Below are 16,571 nucleotides of genomic sequence, written 5' to 3'. Positions count from 1 at the left end.
AGCCTCCTACATCTATAAATACTAGACTAGGAGGCTTTGTTGCTTATAGCTGTTTATTGTTGCTAATTGCTGCTTATTGATGTTGTTAAATCAACGGAACTGCTGTAATCCTTCATTCAGCTCACGCGTTTGGGTATAAACCTGTTGATACAATTTGAATAGCTTCGAATAGGTAGCTACGTTGTCTGGATTTGGCTCATAGGTTGCGCCGTATTCAATAAATTGATCTGCACAAGCCTCTAAGCTATCAAACCAACCACAGCCCACAGCCGCCATCATTGCGGAACCCATCGCAGGACCTTGTTCATTTTTAAGGGAAACTACAGTTTTACCAAAAATGTCAGCTTGCATTTGTAGCCAAGTTGGATTTTTTGCGCCACCCCCGATGGAAATAACACGCTCCACTGTAATGCCTGCTTGTTGGAACAACTCCAAGGACTCTTGAAGTGAGAATGTAATACCTTCCATGACTGCACGCGCAAAATGCTTCAATTCATGTGTGCCAGACACACCCACAAAGCTTGCACGAATTGCAGAATCTGCATGTGGAGTACGTTCCCCTACAAGATAAGGTGTAAACAATAGACCTTCTGATCCAGCCTTAACGTCAGCAACAGGGGCCAACATCTCGTTGAAGCTAATCGATTTAGCAAACGTTTCTTTAAACCAGCTGAGGCTATAACCTGCTGCTAATGTAACACCCATCGCATAAAATGCACCTGGATGTGCATGGTTAAAGAAGTGTACTTTTCCTGCAAAATCTTTATTTTTATCTTCTTCATAGGTCAAAATAACGCCAGATGTACCGATACTAGAAAGTGCATCCCCTTTACGGACAATGCCTGCACCTACCGCGCCACACGCATTATCTGCGCCACCACCAAATACTTTGGTTGAAGTAGACAAGCCACTAAGTGCTGCAAATTCTGGTGTTACTGTACCCGTAAGCTCTGTACTTCCTACGATTGGCGGGCAAAAGCCTTCTGGTAGACCAAATGCTTTTACCACCTCTTCACTCCATTTTCCTTCTGCAACATTCAACATTAACGTTCCCGCTGCATCGGAAATTTCCATATCTACCTTACCTGTCATACGGTAGCGTAGGTAGTCTTTAGGCAATACAAATTGCTTTGCCTTAGCAAAAATTTCAGGTTCATTTTCTTGCACCCACAAAATTTTTGGCAAGGTAAAACCTTCTAATGCTGCATTTCTTGTAATTTCAAGCAACTGTGAGCCTAATTTCGCTTCAATATCACGACATTGCTTCGTTGTACGCGTATCATTCCACAAAATCGCTGGGCGAAGTGGATTGTTGCCCGCATCTAGTAATACAAGGCCATGCATTTGTCCAGAAAAGGATACCCCTTCAATTTCTTCAGGAGAAATTGCATTTTCCTTCAAAAGCTCCTGCAAACATGCTATCGAGCCATTTACCCATTCCTGAGGATCTTGCTCACTGTAGCCAGGACGCTCATGAATTAAAGGATAAGGACGGGTTGCCTCTGCTTTAATTTCACCTTGCTTATTCACGAGTACCGTTTTTACTGAGCTTGTTCCAAGGTCAATCCCAATCACATAACTCATACTTTTTCACTCTCCATCTAAAAATAGCAACTTAAAAACTATTACATATAAAATATTATTCTGCTCTATTGGTTCTATTCCGTTCTATTTTAGTGTTTCTCCGCTCCGTTTTGTATCCAAACAATCTTTAAACTTTAAAACCTTTTATATTTTTTAGGCTCAAGTTTTTGCGCATTAAGTTATTTTCTCCGTTTTTATATCTATCTCTATCTCTATGTCTCTATCTCTATCTATATCTATTTATATCTATGTCTGTATCTATATATTTAAATCTATGTCTATATCTATCTAATTATATCTATCCCTACCAAGCTCACTAATCTTTAAAAAAGAGGACGACAGGCGTCCTCTTTTTCTTTTATAGCTTTGTATAAGCAATATGATTGCATTAAGTCGAACACAGTTTATTAAACAAAGATTTATTTTGTGTTGTACAAGTATTCATTAATTTGAGCTTTAGTTAATTCCAAGTGGTTCGATTTGTTTTGGATTTCGCCAGTTTGTGCAAGAGCGTAAGCTTCTAATGTTTTGAAGTTTGCTTTACCTGCAACGATGTCCGCACCAATACCAGTCTTGAAGCTAGCATAACGTTCAGCAAGTAGGTTTTCAAAGAATTTATCTTCGATTAATTTGCTTGCTACTTTCAAGCCTTTAGCAAAGGTATCCATACCAGCAATGTGTGAGTAGAACAAGTCTTCTGGAGCAAATGAACCACGTCTTACTTTAGCGTCAAAGTTCACACCACCAGAACCAATTCCACCGTTTTCTAAAATTTCATACATTGCCAACGTTACAGAATAAATGTCTGTAGGGAATTCATCTGTATCCCAACCAAGCAATGGATCACCTTGGTTCGCATCTACAGAACCTAACATATTGTTAATACGAGCTACACGAAGCTCATGCTCAAATGTATGTCCCGCAAGTGTTGCGTGGTTAGCTTCAAGGTTTAATTTGAAGTGTTTGTCTAAGTTATATTTTTGCAAAAATGCAATTGTAGTTGCTGCATCAAAGTCATATTGGTGAGTAGTTGGCTCTTTTGGTTTAGGCTCGATCAAGAATTGACCAGTGTAGCCGATTTCCTTCGCATAGTCGATTGCCATATTAAAGAATCTAGCTAGGTTATCAAGCTCAAGACCCATGTCTGTATTTAACAAGGACTCGTAACCTTCACGTCCGCCCCAGAATACATAGTTTTCAGAACCTAATTCTACAGCAGTTTCCAAACCTTTTTTCACTTGTGCTGCTGCATAAGCAAATACGTCAGCGTTAGAAGTTGTTGCTGCACCATGAACAAAACGAGGGTTAGAGAACATGTTTGCAGTGTTCCAAAGCAATTTCACGCCTGTTTGTTTCATGCCTTCTTTTAATTTACCAACGATAACATCCAAGTTTTCGTTTGTTTCTTTTAAGCTGCTGCCTTCTGGTGCGATATCGCGATCATGGAAGCAGTAGTATGGAGCGCCCAATTTTTCTAGGAATTCGAAGTTAACCTCTACGCGAGTTTTAGCTAAATCAAGACCACTTACAGTTTCCCAAGGACGAACCATTACACTTTTACCAAAAGGATCGCTACCATCCATTGTCAATGTATGCCAATATGCAACCGCAAAACGAAGGTGTTCCTTCATTGTTTTACCATTTACAACTTCATTTTCATTGTAATGCTTAAATGCTAACGGATTTTTGGAGCCTGCACCTTCAAATTGAATCTTGCTTACGTTCTTGAAATAACTCACAATAGAGTCCTCCCTATTTATTATTTGGATTTAGGTAAGCCCTTTCATAGTTGTTCTATGAAAGTATGCTGTTATTTAACAACACCCCAATTACTTACCCTCTAACAACTTCATCGTAACACGGGTGACTTAGTTTGTAAAGTGAATAAACAAAGTATTTGAAAAAATATTTTTGTGTACTTTTGCGATGGTTATTAGGCATAAAAGACTAGGATTAGCAATATAAAGCAATCAATTTATCAACCAAGCACTATAAATAGTATTTTAAATTTTTAAGAGCTTCTTATTATGAAAAAAACATCAAAAAATAAAAGCACTACAATCCACCCAACATTTAACAAGGTGAATTTTAGTGCTTATGTTTCTAATTAGCATTTTTTAAAAATGAGTATGTTTAACTTTCCATTGTTCCAATTTAATGCCAAGCCAAAAAGAATAAATACCAAGAGTAATAATACTAAGTATAAACCATTTGATCCAATTGCCAAAAAGACCAGTTGCTGTGCCATCAAACTTAAGACGACGACCTTCAATTATAGTATGTTCTATTTTCCACCGGTAGACCATCACTAGACTCCAAGGATAACAAATACCCAAGGTACAAACGGTAACTATCCATCCAAGTATTCTCCAACCTATGTACTGAGCTAGCCCCCCATCAAACACCGATTCATGTTTACTATACCCTACATGTTGTGGATTATGTGATGTATCAAATCCAGTAACTACATTCATTTCTTCTCATCCTCTTCATAATATTGTCAACTGTATTATTCTATATTCAACTCATTAACCCTCCTAATTTTTACATGGATTGTTAAAGATTTTATTCCCTTCAACATTTTCATAAGCTTGACAAAGTAAAAAAATCACATCAGCTATTATGCTTCGAGGTCTGTTATACATGTTCAATCTTTTACAGAGACTAAGGTAATAGTTCATATTTCATAGATTTGATGTATAAATTCTCATTCTTATCCAAAAAATTCATGGCACTTTCCTCCTAATACTGGTAGTATAATCAAATACATATTTTGGAGGTGCTTCAACATTGAAGAAAATTTTATTCATTTGTTTTGCTAGTATGCTTGTGTTAACAACAGGTTGTGGAAGTTCTAAGGAATCGTCTGCAAATACCCAATCATCAAAACAGGAGTCCAATAGCTCTAGCAATATCAGCAGCAATAATGACAGCAATAATGAAGAAGAAGGCAAGGAGAGTAATGATCCTAACACCCCTGCACAAATTCAAAGGGATCTACTCATTATGTCAAATGCAAGAAATATTTTAGTGAGAGACATTGCAAATAACGGATTTACAGAAATCCAAGCTTATTTACAGCAAGGAACAGGGAACTATGGCAAAGAGATAGATATCGATACTGTCATTCAAAATATAGAAAAAGCAGTTGAAAAAAGAGTTGAATATGATCAAAAAATAACTGAATTAGGTCCGAAATTTGATAAAGCAGCAGAATTATGGGCAAAGGTTTCTGAGGAAACAGATAAACTACTTAAAGTAGCAAAGGATAACCCGATCAAGCCGCTAGACACTGATTCCAAATTTGACATCACTGCTTTTAAAACAGTTGCAGAGGAATTTAACGATGAGTTCAAAGCGATTTATGAAGAGGTTAAGGACTTAGAGGTAAAGTAAGGGGATTAAAAGAACCTGCATGATTGCAGGTTCCTATGGTATAATTTAGCTTGTACAACACACCTTGAGTGGGTGCGGTTCCTCCAGAAAGGAGGTGTACCGTATGAACTTCTCTTTTTCCGATGTTATTATATTTGCAGCTTTTATTATTGCACTTTTAACATACATTGATAGAAAAAAGAAGTGATCCACTCTAAGGTTCGGCGCCTGTGAGGGTCACTTCTTCGTAAATTAACACCTTTATGGAGGAAACCCCCACTCAAGTTGTTTGTACTGAGGACGGTCGGGCGGATCGTCCTTATTTCTATTTTCATTTTATCACTTGTAAAACAAAAATGTAAGACAGTCATTTTAAATTCATCGTTTTTTTCTAATGTTTTAATCCCTGACTCTCTTCTCTAGTTAGCGCATAAACCCTCTAAAAAACACACTTTTCAATTTACAAAATTTCCAATGTATCTTACACTAAACACAGCCCAAAGCAGTACTAACCACAAAAAATGGAGGCGTTTACGATACATAAACTAACCACTCGATTTATTGCAATCCTCACTTCCCTTTTATTAATTTTTCCTTTAGTAGCTACAACGGTTAGCGCTAATGAAGCAGGCACTCTGAAAAAGGTGTGGTCAAACGGTCCTGATTCTATTCCCAACAGCCGCACTGGAGGCATCGCCTCTAACGGTGAATTTGTTTTCTTTTTCCCTTATGGTGACCTTGTTGGTTACAAATCAGTAGATGGGGTAAACTGGGAAACTGTAGAGACTCAGCTTCAAGAAACAGATGGCACGTTATATGATGGTGTTAGTGATGTGAAGCAATTGTTATGGGATGGCAAGCAGTTCGTAGCCATAACATCCTACAGTGTGCTAACCTCAACGGATGCCACTGTCTGGAAAATACATCATGTAGCTCATCCGAATACAGCCAAGGAATATGAATTACAGGATATTGTATATACAGGTAAGCATTATGTGCTTGTTGCCCAAGATCATAGCAAAAATGTGAGTGGCTTTTATACTCCTGGCCCAAATACATTTCTAGTATCTAAGGATCTGAATACATTTACTGCTGCAAAAAAGCAAAACATCGAAAAGTCGATTAGCGGGGAGCGCCCTATAGAGTTTCTTGCTACCAATGGGACTACGATTTATGGCGGAGGTAATACTACTGTTGTTTCAACTGACGGTGGACTGAGCTGGAAGGGGTTAGCTAGTGAAAACTCCCCTTATAGTGGATTTGGCGCCATTTGGGATGGAACGAAGTTTGTGCATGCCGTAGATAATCTCATTTTCACTTCAAAAGATGGCATCAAGTGGACAAGCAGTAAAATTAGCATTGCCGGTAATAAAGCCGAAATTAAAGTAGATAACATCGCCTACAACGGCTCCGAATATATCGCTACAGGCTACAATTATAGTAATAAAAAGGAATTTACCGTGTACACCTCCCCAGATTTGAAAAAATGGAGTAAGGTATCTGTAGCCAACGCAAATACGAATGTTATTCAGATTAAGCCATTCAAAAATGGATTTGTTTTACTCGGCACAGCGGCGTGGTTATATCAAAATGATAGTGTTAATATTGCAAGCAGTTGGGCACAAAAGGAAGTAAGCCAAGCCAAGGAGCATCGGCTAGTAGGCGACAGCTTAATGGGTCTATATCGTAAAAATATTACACGCGCAGAGTTTGCAGAAATTAGTGTACGACTCTATGAGCAGCTAACGCTTACTCAGCAAGACCAGCAAGGGAATACAAGCAATACAAGCAACACGAGCAATACGAGTAACACGAAGGCTGATGACACCGATCACCGTGCAATTAACAATGCAAACATGGAGAAAAAGTCCGATACGGGCTCTGAAAATGAAGATCGTGTTGAGCTAACGGTGCTTCCTTCTCCTTTTAGTGATATAAACAACCAATATGTAACCAAAGCGTTTCATTTAGGCATTGTTGCTGGTAATGGAAGTGAGCTTTTTAACCCAGCGCAATCGTTACAACGTCAAGACATGGCAGTGATGCTGAATAACGTGTTGAAGGCAGCTAAGGTGACGTTACCTGATAAACCAACCCAATGGCAAAAGCAATACAAGGATTTAAACACAATCTCAGGTTATGCGACAGAAGCCTTAAAGAGTTTTAACTCCACAGGCATTATCCAAGGGATTGGCGATCAAATCCAACCTAAGCAATCTACAACAAGAGAGCAAGCGATTGTAATTGCCGAAAGAATTTATCAGCTTGTGAACAGCAGTAAATAAGTAGTAGTAAATAAACAGCAGTAAACAGCAGTAAACAGCAGTAAATATACGACTGATAAGCAAGCTTATCACCAAATCCATTTCTTGAATTACAAACCACTACTCAGGCACATATGGGAATTGATTTCGTTTACACTACACGAGGTCAATTCCTAGCTTTTTATCACCCTAACAATAAATTAGCAGTAAACGAAGTACATACAGTGTGCTATGATAGCAAACATGAAAGTGAAAAGAATCGGAGGCAGTATTATGAAGATTACGGGAGACCAGCAATTGATCAAAAAAATGAATAAAACGATCGTGCTGGATACAATAAGGCAACGTCAGCCTTTGTCCCGCAGCGACATTTCAAGTACGATTGGGTTAAATAAAGCAACAGTTTCTTCTCTTGTATTAGAGCTTATTCAGAGTCAACTTGTCAACGAGATCGGGCCTGGTGCATCAAGTGGAGGACGAAAGCCTACACTACTCCTTTTTAATAGCAATGCAGGATATGCGATTGGTGTGGATATTCGGATACATCATGTGTATTTTGTGCTTGTAAATTTAGAAGGGGTGGTCATTAAGGACTTAACGATCGCGATTACTTCGATAGAGCCTGATGACATCATTCCTGAAATTGCTAAGCAAATTAAAGCGCTAGGTAACGAAGCCCCTCCTTCCCCTTATGGCGTTATCGGCATTGGGATTGGTGTTCCCGGCTTAGTGGATGAGCAACACCATGTTGTATCTACGCCCAATTTGGGTTGGGACAATTTTTCTCTAAAGACTTCATTGGAGCAATATATAGATTACCCTGTTTACATCGATAATGAAGCGAATGCAGGGGCGATTGGCGAACGCTTATATGGCGCAGGTAAAGAAAGTGATAACTTAATTTATTTAAGCATTGGGGTAGGGATCGGTGCAGGAATTCTCGTAAATGGACAATTATATCGGGGTACATCTAACTTTTCTGGAGAAGTTGGACATATGACAGTTACCGAAGAAGGCCCGCTTTGTCGCTGTGGCAATCATGGCTGCTGGGAGACGTTGGCTTCAGAAAAAGCATTGCTTGATAAAGCAACGAAACGGTTAGGACAATCGGAAATGGAAATTACGCTTGATGAGTTGATTGCACTTGCACAAGCAGGTGATAAGGCTACATTGGAGTTATTTGAAGAGGTAGGAACACACTTAGGCGTAGGTCTTGCAAATTTAGTAAATGTATTAAATCCAGAGTTAATGATTATTGGAGGTCGGCTCTCCTTAGCAGGCAATCTGCTAGAAGAACCGATGTTAAACACGATTGAAAATCGAAGCTTATCCTACCACCGTAAAAAGTCCGCCGTAACTTTTGCCAAGCTTGGACTTCGTTCAACTGCACTTGGTTCGGCATCTATGCCCATCACAGCTTTCCTTAAAGACACGGATAAACATTTGCAATCAGAGTAAGTAGAGCTCAGTGATCACACTAAGGCTAGTGATTACTTTAAAACCAGAGCTAGCTAATACGCTCTAAAAAATGCTGTACAAAAGCAACATGATCCACCGTAACGCAAACCTGAACAGTTGCAGAAGGGGAAGGAACACCGATCGTTTGACCTGTTTTTTCTCCTTCTGTCACGACTGTAATATCCATACGCTCTGTGGTCACAAAGCTAGAATTAATCGCCACACCAATCGCAAGCGGATCATGTAAAGCACAACCCCCAATACCAGGATATAGCTGCTCATATGCCCCGATATAAAAGTCGGTCATCTTCCCTAGTAGTGCTGTAGCTTGCTCGTTACTTTGTTGCCATTCCTTTATTTCAGCACGTGGAAGCAACGTTTGTAACGTCACATCAAGTCCAACCAATATCACATTTGCACCCGAAGAAAAAACAATCGCAGCCGCTTCAGGGTCAGCAACAATATTAGCCTCTCCATAAGGTGTTACATTGCCAGGTACGTTAACGGCTCCACCCATAATGATAATTTCTTTGATCAAAGGGATAATGTTAGCATCCTTTTGAATAGCAAGAGCAATATTTGTTAACGGCCCTACCGCAACAATGGTTAATTCATGGGGTATTTTATATATTTGCTCGATCAGGTAATCAACAGCGTGCATCTCTGGTAAGATACTTTTTATGGGTTGTGCTAATTCAACATTTCCGATTCCATTTTCCCCATGTACATGACGAGAATAACGCGACTTTTCACCACGGACTAAAGTTTCTGCTGCGCCTTGAATCACAGGCACATCAGCGCCTAATACCTCAAGCACAGCTAACGAGTTTCGTGAAGCATCCGCTACAGGAATATTTCCGAAACACGTGGTAACGCCAATTAAGCTTAATTCTGGTGAATGAACAGCATACGCAATCGCTAACGCATCATCCACACCTGTGTCTACATCTAGTATAATTGGTTTCATCTACATTCCTCCCGCTAAACATCATACACTATTTCTTTCTCTAGTAAATGACTAAGCTCTGTTTCTGTTAGCGGCTTACTGAGCAGATAACCTTGGATAAGATCACATTTTGCACGTTTTACATATTCAAGCTGTTCCTTCGTCTCGATCCCTTCTGCAACCACGACTAGCCCTAAATTACGTCCAATTAAAACAATAGATTTAGCTAATGTATGCTGATGTTCCGTATGATAACTAGTTACTTGATCTATAAAAGCTTTGTCAATTTTTAAGGTTGAAATTGGCATCCGCTCTAAATAACTCAGGGAAGAGTAACCTGTCCCAAAATCGTCCAAGGCAAATTGAACACCCCGAGACTTTAACAGCTCCAGCTTCCATAAGATCAGATCAAAGGACTCCATAAAAACAGACTCCGTAATTTCTAGCTCAAGCTGTTGTGCCTGTAGCCCTGTTTCCGTTAAAATCCCCCCAACCATATCAATAAAGCCATCATGTAAAACCTGTAGCAATGAAACATTCACGGACATTTTAAGCGAAAGTCCATACAAATCATTTATTTTTTTACCAAATTGGCATGCTTCTCTTAATACCCATTCTCCAATTTCTATAATTAATCGACTATCCTCAGCCACTTTTATAAATTTAGCAGGAGAAACTGTACCTAATTCTGGACTATACCAACGTATGAGCGCCTCTACCCCAAGGATTTTTCCTGTTTTTAGGCAAACCTGCGGCTGGTAATGGACTGCAAACTCTTGCTGTTTGATCGCTTTACGCAAGTGCTTTTCAATCGTATATCGATCATTAAAAGCCTGTAATAAAGCAGGTTCAAAAATAACAAATCGATCCTTCCCCTGCTCCTTGGCTCTATACATAGCTAGCTCCGCATTTTTAAATAATTCCTCTTCGCAATCCCCATTCTCAGGATAAAAGGAAACGCCAATGCTGAGCGTCACGTACACTTCATGCTCCATTACAGCAAAGGGTTGTCTAAAGCCCCATAGCATCTGCTCAATCCATTTGACTACTTCATTTTTGGAATGAAACTGGTTTAAAAAGATAATAAATTTATCTCCACCTAAATGAAAGATTTGACCCTTTTGACCAAAGAACTGACTTAATCTACCCCTAATAAGCTCCATCAATTGGTCACCACAGGCATGGCCTAACGTATCATTAACATACTTAAAATTATCACTGTCGATAAAAAACAGGGCTGCCTCACCTTGATCCTGATCAAGATAGGCTTTAATTTTTTGCAGTAGATAGGGCCGATTCGGCACAGGATTTAGTTCCTTAGTTTCCTCAGGTTCGTTTATTTCCAGTGATCTCTTCTCAGTTGATAGCTGGGCGGTAGCACTTACCTCTTTAAAAGCCAGATCCGCCTCTAAATCTATGTCTGTAATATCTAGCCCATACAACGTATACACTTGTTCAGAGCTGGAATTCTGACTTAGGCTTACTCGAAAGACAAGCTTAGTTGCTTTGCCATCCTTGTTGTTATTAAATGTGATCGAGCTATGCCCCTCTCGATTTGCAGCGATCATCGCATCTAGCAAATCAATAAACCTAGGATGCTTTTCGTATAATGAAGGAATGTTATCATATTTCATCCCTGTCACCCTTTGTTGCTCAATGCCTAACAGTTGCAGCGAATAATCATTCACTTTTAAAATTTGCTTATTCTTATGTACTATCCACATAAATATTTGAGATTGATCTTGCTTATCCTCTGTGGGCTGGGTGCCGACAAGTCTGTTCGAGGCTGCTATTCTTTTATATGCAATCCAAATGACAGCCATAAAAATAGCAAGTCCCACGATGGTTACCGACACTTCCGCCCACGAGGGGATTGCATCCAATATCGTAGTGATCCTCAAGCTGAATCCCTCCCTTCTTGAAATATAAGAACGAGGCAAGCACCATTTTCCTATCAGAAATTGACACTCTTTTACGTTGGATAAATTAGGATGCAATAACTCCCTACTATACTTAATTTTAACATACAAATGAGTTTCATTAATTGCATTAATATAATTTAGCGATTTACATAGTTATACATCACACCCATAAGTACACTACCGCCAATCAAATTCCCGATCGTAACTGGAATTAAATTGTGAAGCACTCCACCCCATGAAATAGCCTCAGAATGTTCTAATACTAGCGCGATGGCAAAGGTACACATATTGGCAATACTGTGCTCATAACCCGAAATAAAGAAACAAAATACAAACAACATCATCGCAAACATTTTAGCTCCATCGCCCTGCATAAACATCGGCACAAAAAAGGCAAGACATACAAGCCAATTACACAAAATAGCACGAAAGAATAGGGGGAGAACGGGATAGCTCATTTTATGCTCGACAACATCAAGCAAAAAGGTATTTACAGAGGCATCTGCAAATAAACCCGTTAAAAAGATTAACAAAGCAAACGCACATGCGCCTAAAATGTTACCTAAATAGCTAAAGCCCCACAGCTTTATCACTTCACGCCACCGAAGCTTTTTCTTGAGTGCTGCATAAGTATAATAAAACGTGTTACCTGTAAATAAATCACCACCGCCATACGAAATTAAAATAATCGCGGCACCAAACGTGATCGCTGCCATCGGATAAGCAAACGGAGAATTTTCCATGTAAAAGAAGTTGCCTGTCTTAAATGCTACAATGACCCCAAAGCCAATAAACATACTAGCAAGCATTGCTCTTGCTAAATAATGCAATGGGTTATGCTTAAAAATATTGAATTTTTTCAAAGCTAATTGCTCGACCTTCAACAACGCTTCTGTTTCCATAGAACCTCCTTAAAATTTTAAATATCACCTTCTTTCTATAATATGCTCTTTTTGCTTTTTATACAGTCATGTCAATGTTAGTTATCACAAATATCGGTGTGAGTTTACTTTTTTTTAAGGTTTTTATTTACTTTTTATCTTTTATTGTGCATAATAATATAAAGTTGATAATGATTATCATTATTGAAGGAGAGACACGCCCATGAGATTATCCACCCGCCAAAAAGCCTATCTACAAATTGATGATTATTTAGATTTGTTGAATTTGGCTACAAGTCTTGGTGATTCCACGTGGCAACAGGAAATTGTTGCTCAATTAGCGCAAATGCAAAATGAATCTGATCAGATTCAATTGAAATCATAGATGTACAAGTGAACATGCAGAAATCAATTTAAATTTAATACCCAAACATAAAAGAAGTGATCTCTAGAAATTAGGAATCACTTCTTTTATATATTTTTATATATAATAGTAGCCTTGTCTCTTTCTTATAACCTTAACTGTGAGTTCCCCATCAAATAACAATCGACCTCGTGTGCGACCTGTCTTCCCTCATGAATCGCCCATACGACTAAGCTTTGACCACGTCGCATATCACCAGCTACAAATACACCCGGTGCAGAGGTGGTGTAGTTGAACTTATTGCCCTGTCCTTGGTGCTGTTGATGTGATGAGTATCGTTCGATATTTAACTCAGCAAACATCGTTTCCTCTGGACCGGTGAAACCAAGAGCTAACAATACAAGATCAGCGTCGAGCACTTGCTCACTACCTGCCACCTCAGTTGGAACCCTGCTCCCCTGCTGCCACTCAATTTGACTTACCTTCACCCCTTTTACCTGTCCCTTAGCATTGCCAATAAATTGTTGTGTCGAGGTTAAGTAATGGCGAGGGTCATGTCCATACAGCGTTGTAGCCTCCTGCTGTCCATAGTCTCGTTTTAATACTTTCGGATACTCAGGCCAAGGATTGTTCGCTTGTCGTGTTGCAGGAAGCTCAGGCATGATCTCTAATTGCTTCACACTGAGGCAACCTTGACGAATCGCGGTAGCTACGCAATCTGTACCTGTATCTCCACCTCCAATGACAACAACATTTTTCCCTTTAGCTGAGACATAATTGTTATCCTCTAGTCTTGAATCTAGTAAGCTCCGTGTAGTCCCTGTTAGAAACTCCATCGCTTGGTGAATCCCCTGTAGCTCTCGACCTTCAACAATTAAATCACGTGCAACTGTAGCCCCGCCACATAACACAACCGCATCATATTGTTCACTTAGCTGCTGAGTTGAAATATCCTTTCCAACCTCAGTACCTGTAATAAAAGTAATCCCCTCGGCTTCAAGTAAATCTACACGTCTTTGCACAGTTGCTTTATCTAGCTTCATATTAGGAATGCCATACATTAGCAGTCCGCCAACTCGGTCAGCCCGTTCATATATAGTCACTTCATGTCCTGCCTGATTTAATTGATCCCCACAGGCAAGCCCTGCTGGACCAGAACCCACGACTGCAATCTTTTTGCCAGTTCTAGCTTCGGGAATTTTAGGTGTAATCCAGCCCTCTGCAAAACCTTTGTCTATGATCGCCTTCTCAATGCTTTTTATTGTGACAGGATTTCCATTCATCCCTACTGTACAGGCACCTTCACATGGTGCAGGGCATACTCGACCTGTAAATTCAGGGAAGTTATTTGTTTTATGCAGTCTTTTTAACGCCTCTTTCCAATTCCCGCGATATACAAGGTCATTCCATTCTGGAATAAGGTTATGCACTGGACATCCAGATGCCATACCTGAGATGATTCTGCCGACATGACAAAAAGGAGTGCCACAATCCATACATCGTGCACCCTGTGTTCTAAGCTGCTCCTCTTGTAGAGGGACGGAAAACTCCCCCCACCCCGTGATTCGCTCTACGACACCTACTTCGGTTGGAACCTGACGCTGGTACTCTAAAAAACCTGTTGCTTTTCCCATTTGACGCCTCCCATTCATGAATACGTGTACTGTACAGGTTAAGAAATGAATAAAATTTTACTAATGTGACTGAAATTAATTTATATTAGCACTTCTTTTCTCCTTTTTTGAATGAAGAAAATCACGCAAAGTATCATTCTTAATGAATAAATATGCAAAAGAGAGCAACTAACAAAGATATTAAGTTCTCACACAATCCGCTATAATTCCCGATAATTAAAATATAGACATTTAACGTTTCGTCACTTTGTGACAACTAATTCAGAAACCCATTGATTTCCTAAACCTACCGCATGTATGATGAGAGTATGATTTATATTTTGAAGTGAGCATATAACAATATAGATACATAATTTCGAGTATTCATTTCGAGGAGGCTATTACTGTGGATAAAGATGAAAATAACATCAATGTTGAAGCTATCATTAAATCCTCCGCGTTGTTGCGCTCTATCGATATGATGGGGGTGGGCATGGCCATCACCGATCCTTCTCTTGAGGACAATCCTTTAGTTTATGTAAACCAAGGATTTGAGAAAATTACAGGTTATTCTCGGGAAGAAGTATTACACAAAAACCCCCGTTTCCTACAAGGAGAAGAAACAGACACCGAGCATCTTAAAATTATCAAACGTGCGATCCAGACCGGAAAAGCCGAAACAGCAACAATTAAAAATTATCGAAAAGATGGTACCACCTTCTGGAATCAGTTTATTCTGAGTCCGCTTGTAGAGGATGGAAAACCAATTTATTTTATAGGTCTACAATTTGATGTGACAGGGGAAGTAGAGGAGCGTCAAGCCTCCCATCAGAAAATACAGCAACTCTCCTATTTTGATTCATTAACTGGACTATTAAATACAAATCGCTTTAAAGAAATTACAAAACGAAGGCTTGAGCAATCAGAAGCAAACCATACAACCGCAGCTATTTTACGCTTTAACATTAATCGTTTTCGTTACATCAATGAAAGCTATGGTGAAAATGCGGGAAATGAGCTTTTATACTTAGTCGCTGAACGGGTACGCACATTATTTCCAGATGATACGCCAATATGCCGCAGCTTTGCAGATGATTTTATGGTATTGATCTCCGATATCGTTAATCCACTACAAATTCATGAGATTGCACACAATTTAAATGAAGCATTAAAAAAACCTTATATTTTAAATAGTGAAGAACTAACGCTTGGGTTTGGCATGGGAGTCAGCTTATTTCCAGATGACAGCAAGGATACGACTTCTTTAATTAAGCATGCAGAAATGGCAATGAAGGAAGCGAAGGCAGAGGCAATTAATGGTCCTCATTATTTTGATTATTATTTAATGGATAAGCTACTAGAACGGATTAATATTGAAAAAAAATTGCCAAAGGCTTTGGCAGAAAATGAATTTGAATTATATTATCAGCCTAAAATTGATGCCAGTACGATGGAATTAACAGGCTTTGAGGCATTGATCCGCTGGCAGGATCCTGAGCTTGGCTTAATCCCACCTAACAATTTTATCCCGATTGCTGAGGATACAGGTTTTATTGTTCAGCTTGGTGAGTGGGTATTATGGGAGGCTTGTCGTACAAATAAAAAATGGCAGGATGCAGGATTACCTAAGCTGTCTGTCTCAGTCAATGTGTCTGCAATTCAATTTAGACATCCTCAATTTGTAAATACAGTAAGAAGTGTTCTTGAGCAAACCGGACTCGAAGCACAATACTTGGAATTAGAGGTAACCGAATCTCTTTTAAACACACCACTAATGATCAAAGAAAAGCTAAACTCTTTACAAAGTCAGGGTATTTCTTTATCGATCGATGATTTTGGTACAGGTTACTCTTCCATCTATTATTTGAAGGCTTTTCCCCTGCAAGTACTCAAGATTGATCGGGCATTTGTCCATGGTACACCTAACTCAAGTCGGGATAGCTCTCTATTACTATCTATCATTCAATTAGGTAAATCACTAGGGATGACCGTATTAGCTGAAGGTGTGGAAACGTGCGAGCAGTTTGAATTTCTGAAAAAACATGGCTGTGATCAAATTCAAGGCTATTATTTTAGCAAGCCTTTAAATCGTGAGGCGATGCATTCCTTGCTAGTATCTCGAAAAATATCATAATCAACTATAATTTAGACATAATTTAGACTT

At 39.2% G+C, this 16,571-nt stretch carries 12 protein-coding genes; 5 read left to right on the top strand and 7 right to left on the bottom strand.

Annotated elements, in window-relative coordinates:
- Positions 1-90: 90 nt before the first annotated feature.
- The 3 genes from xylB to J2Z32_RS13345 form a co-directional block, all read right to left on the bottom strand.
- Positions 91-1,584 carry a xylulokinase gene (gene xylB / locus J2Z32_RS13355; protein ID WP_210089668.1) on the bottom strand — a complete coding sequence of 498 codons (1,494 nt, stop codon included), beginning with the start codon at positions 1,582-1,584 and terminating at the stop codon, positions 91-93.
- A gap of 419 nt (positions 1,585-2,003) precedes the next feature.
- Entirely contained in the window at positions 2,004-3,347 is a 1,344-nt protein-coding gene (gene xylA, locus J2Z32_RS13350; RefSeq protein WP_342453962.1) for a xylose isomerase, read from the bottom strand.
- Between the two features lie 354 nt (positions 3,348-3,701).
- On the bottom strand, positions 3,702-4,058 hold the full coding sequence (locus J2Z32_RS13345; protein WP_210089666.1) for a DUF898 family protein: 357 nt from the start codon (positions 4,056-4,058) through the stop codon (positions 3,702-3,704).
- Positions 4,059-4,374: 316 nt separating this feature from the next.
- Here J2Z32_RS13345 and J2Z32_RS13340 point away from each other — a divergent pair, with 316 nt between their 5' ends.
- The 3 genes from J2Z32_RS13340 (at position 4,375) to J2Z32_RS13330 (ending at position 8,681) form a co-directional block, all read left to right on the top strand.
- The gene (locus tag J2Z32_RS13340) at positions 4,375-4,980 is read left to right on the top strand and encodes a hypothetical protein (RefSeq protein WP_210089665.1); all 606 of its coding nucleotides are present in this window, start codon (positions 4,375-4,377) and stop codon (positions 4,978-4,980) included.
- Positions 4,981-5,480: 500 nt separating this feature from the next.
- Positions 5,481-7,244 carry an S-layer homology domain-containing protein gene (locus J2Z32_RS13335; protein ID WP_210089664.1) on the top strand — a complete coding sequence of 588 codons (1,764 nt, stop codon included), beginning with the start codon at positions 5,481-5,483 and terminating at the stop codon, positions 7,242-7,244.
- Between the two features lie 252 nt (positions 7,245-7,496).
- Positions 7,497-8,681 carry an ROK family protein gene (locus tag J2Z32_RS13330; RefSeq protein WP_210089663.1) on the top strand — a complete coding sequence of 395 codons (1,185 nt, stop codon included), beginning with the start codon at positions 7,497-7,499 and terminating at the stop codon, positions 8,679-8,681.
- Between the two features lie 49 nt (positions 8,682-8,730).
- Here the strand turns inward: J2Z32_RS13330 and J2Z32_RS13325 are convergent, their stop codons facing one another.
- The 3 genes from J2Z32_RS13325 to J2Z32_RS13315 form a co-directional block, all read right to left on the bottom strand.
- Entirely contained in the window at positions 8,731-9,648 is a 918-nt protein-coding gene (locus J2Z32_RS13325; protein WP_210089662.1) for a nucleoside hydrolase, read from the bottom strand.
- 14 nt (positions 9,649-9,662) lie between these two features.
- On the bottom strand, positions 9,663-11,528 hold the full coding sequence (locus tag J2Z32_RS13320; RefSeq protein ID WP_210089661.1) for a putative bifunctional diguanylate cyclase/phosphodiesterase: 1,866 nt from the start codon (positions 11,526-11,528) through the stop codon (positions 9,663-9,665).
- 158 nt (positions 11,529-11,686) lie between these two features.
- Complete coding sequence (locus J2Z32_RS13315; protein ID WP_210089660.1) at positions 11,687-12,451, bottom strand: formate/nitrite transporter family protein; 765 nt, start codon at positions 12,449-12,451, stop codon at positions 11,687-11,689.
- Positions 12,452-12,653: 202 nt separating this feature from the next.
- On the opposite strand from J2Z32_RS13315, the gene J2Z32_RS13310 reads away from it, so the two are divergent.
- Entirely contained in the window at positions 12,654-12,815 is a 162-nt protein-coding gene (locus tag J2Z32_RS13310) for a hypothetical protein (RefSeq protein WP_210089659.1), read from the top strand.
- Positions 12,816-12,940: 125 nt separating this feature from the next.
- On the opposite strand, the gene J2Z32_RS13305 is transcribed toward J2Z32_RS13310, so the two are convergent.
- Positions 12,941-14,428, bottom strand: coding sequence for a glutamate synthase subunit beta (locus J2Z32_RS13305; protein ID WP_210089658.1), 1,488 nt, complete (start codon positions 14,426-14,428; stop codon positions 12,941-12,943).
- Between the two features lie 385 nt (positions 14,429-14,813).
- On the opposite strand from J2Z32_RS13305, the gene J2Z32_RS13300 reads away from it, so the two are divergent.
- Positions 14,814-16,541: a putative bifunctional diguanylate cyclase/phosphodiesterase gene (locus tag J2Z32_RS13300; RefSeq protein WP_342453960.1), complete on the top strand. Its 1,728-nt coding sequence runs from the start codon at positions 14,814-14,816 to the stop codon at positions 16,539-16,541.
- Positions 16,542-16,571: the final 30 nt, after the last annotated feature.

The organism is Paenibacillus turicensis, from assembly GCF_017873435.1.
In the GTDB taxonomy this organism is placed as follows: Bacteria; Bacillota; Bacilli; order Paenibacillales; family Paenibacillaceae; genus Fontibacillus; species Fontibacillus turicensis.
This window is presented reverse-complemented; position numbering and strand designations above follow the sequence as displayed.

Excerpts from the sequence above, each read along its gene's own strand:
- xylB (WP_210089668.1), bottom strand. The coding sequence starts at position 1,584 with ATGAGTTATGTGATTGGGATTGACCTTGGAACAAGCTCAGTAAAAACG.
- J2Z32_RS13345 (WP_210089666.1), bottom strand. The coding sequence starts at position 4,058 with ATGAATGTAGTTACTGGATTTGATACATCACATAATCCACAACATGTA.
- J2Z32_RS13335 (WP_210089664.1), top strand. The coding sequence starts at position 5,481 with ATGGAGGCGTTTACGATACATAAACTAACCACTCGATTTATTGCAATC.
- J2Z32_RS13330 (WP_210089663.1), top strand. The coding sequence starts at position 7,497 with ATGAAGATTACGGGAGACCAGCAATTGATCAAAAAAATGAATAAAACG.
- J2Z32_RS13325 (WP_210089662.1), bottom strand. The coding sequence starts at position 9,648 with ATGAAACCAATTATACTAGATGTAGACACAGGTGTGGATGATGCGTTA.
- J2Z32_RS13315 (WP_210089660.1), bottom strand. The coding sequence starts at position 12,451 with ATGGAAACAGAAGCGTTGTTGAAGGTCGAGCAATTAGCTTTGAAAAAA.
- J2Z32_RS13310 (WP_210089659.1), top strand. The coding sequence starts at position 12,654 with ATGAGATTATCCACCCGCCAAAAAGCCTATCTACAAATTGATGATTAT.
- J2Z32_RS13305 (WP_210089658.1), bottom strand. The coding sequence starts at position 14,428 with ATGGGAAAAGCAACAGGTTTTTTAGAGTACCAGCGTCAGGTTCCAACC.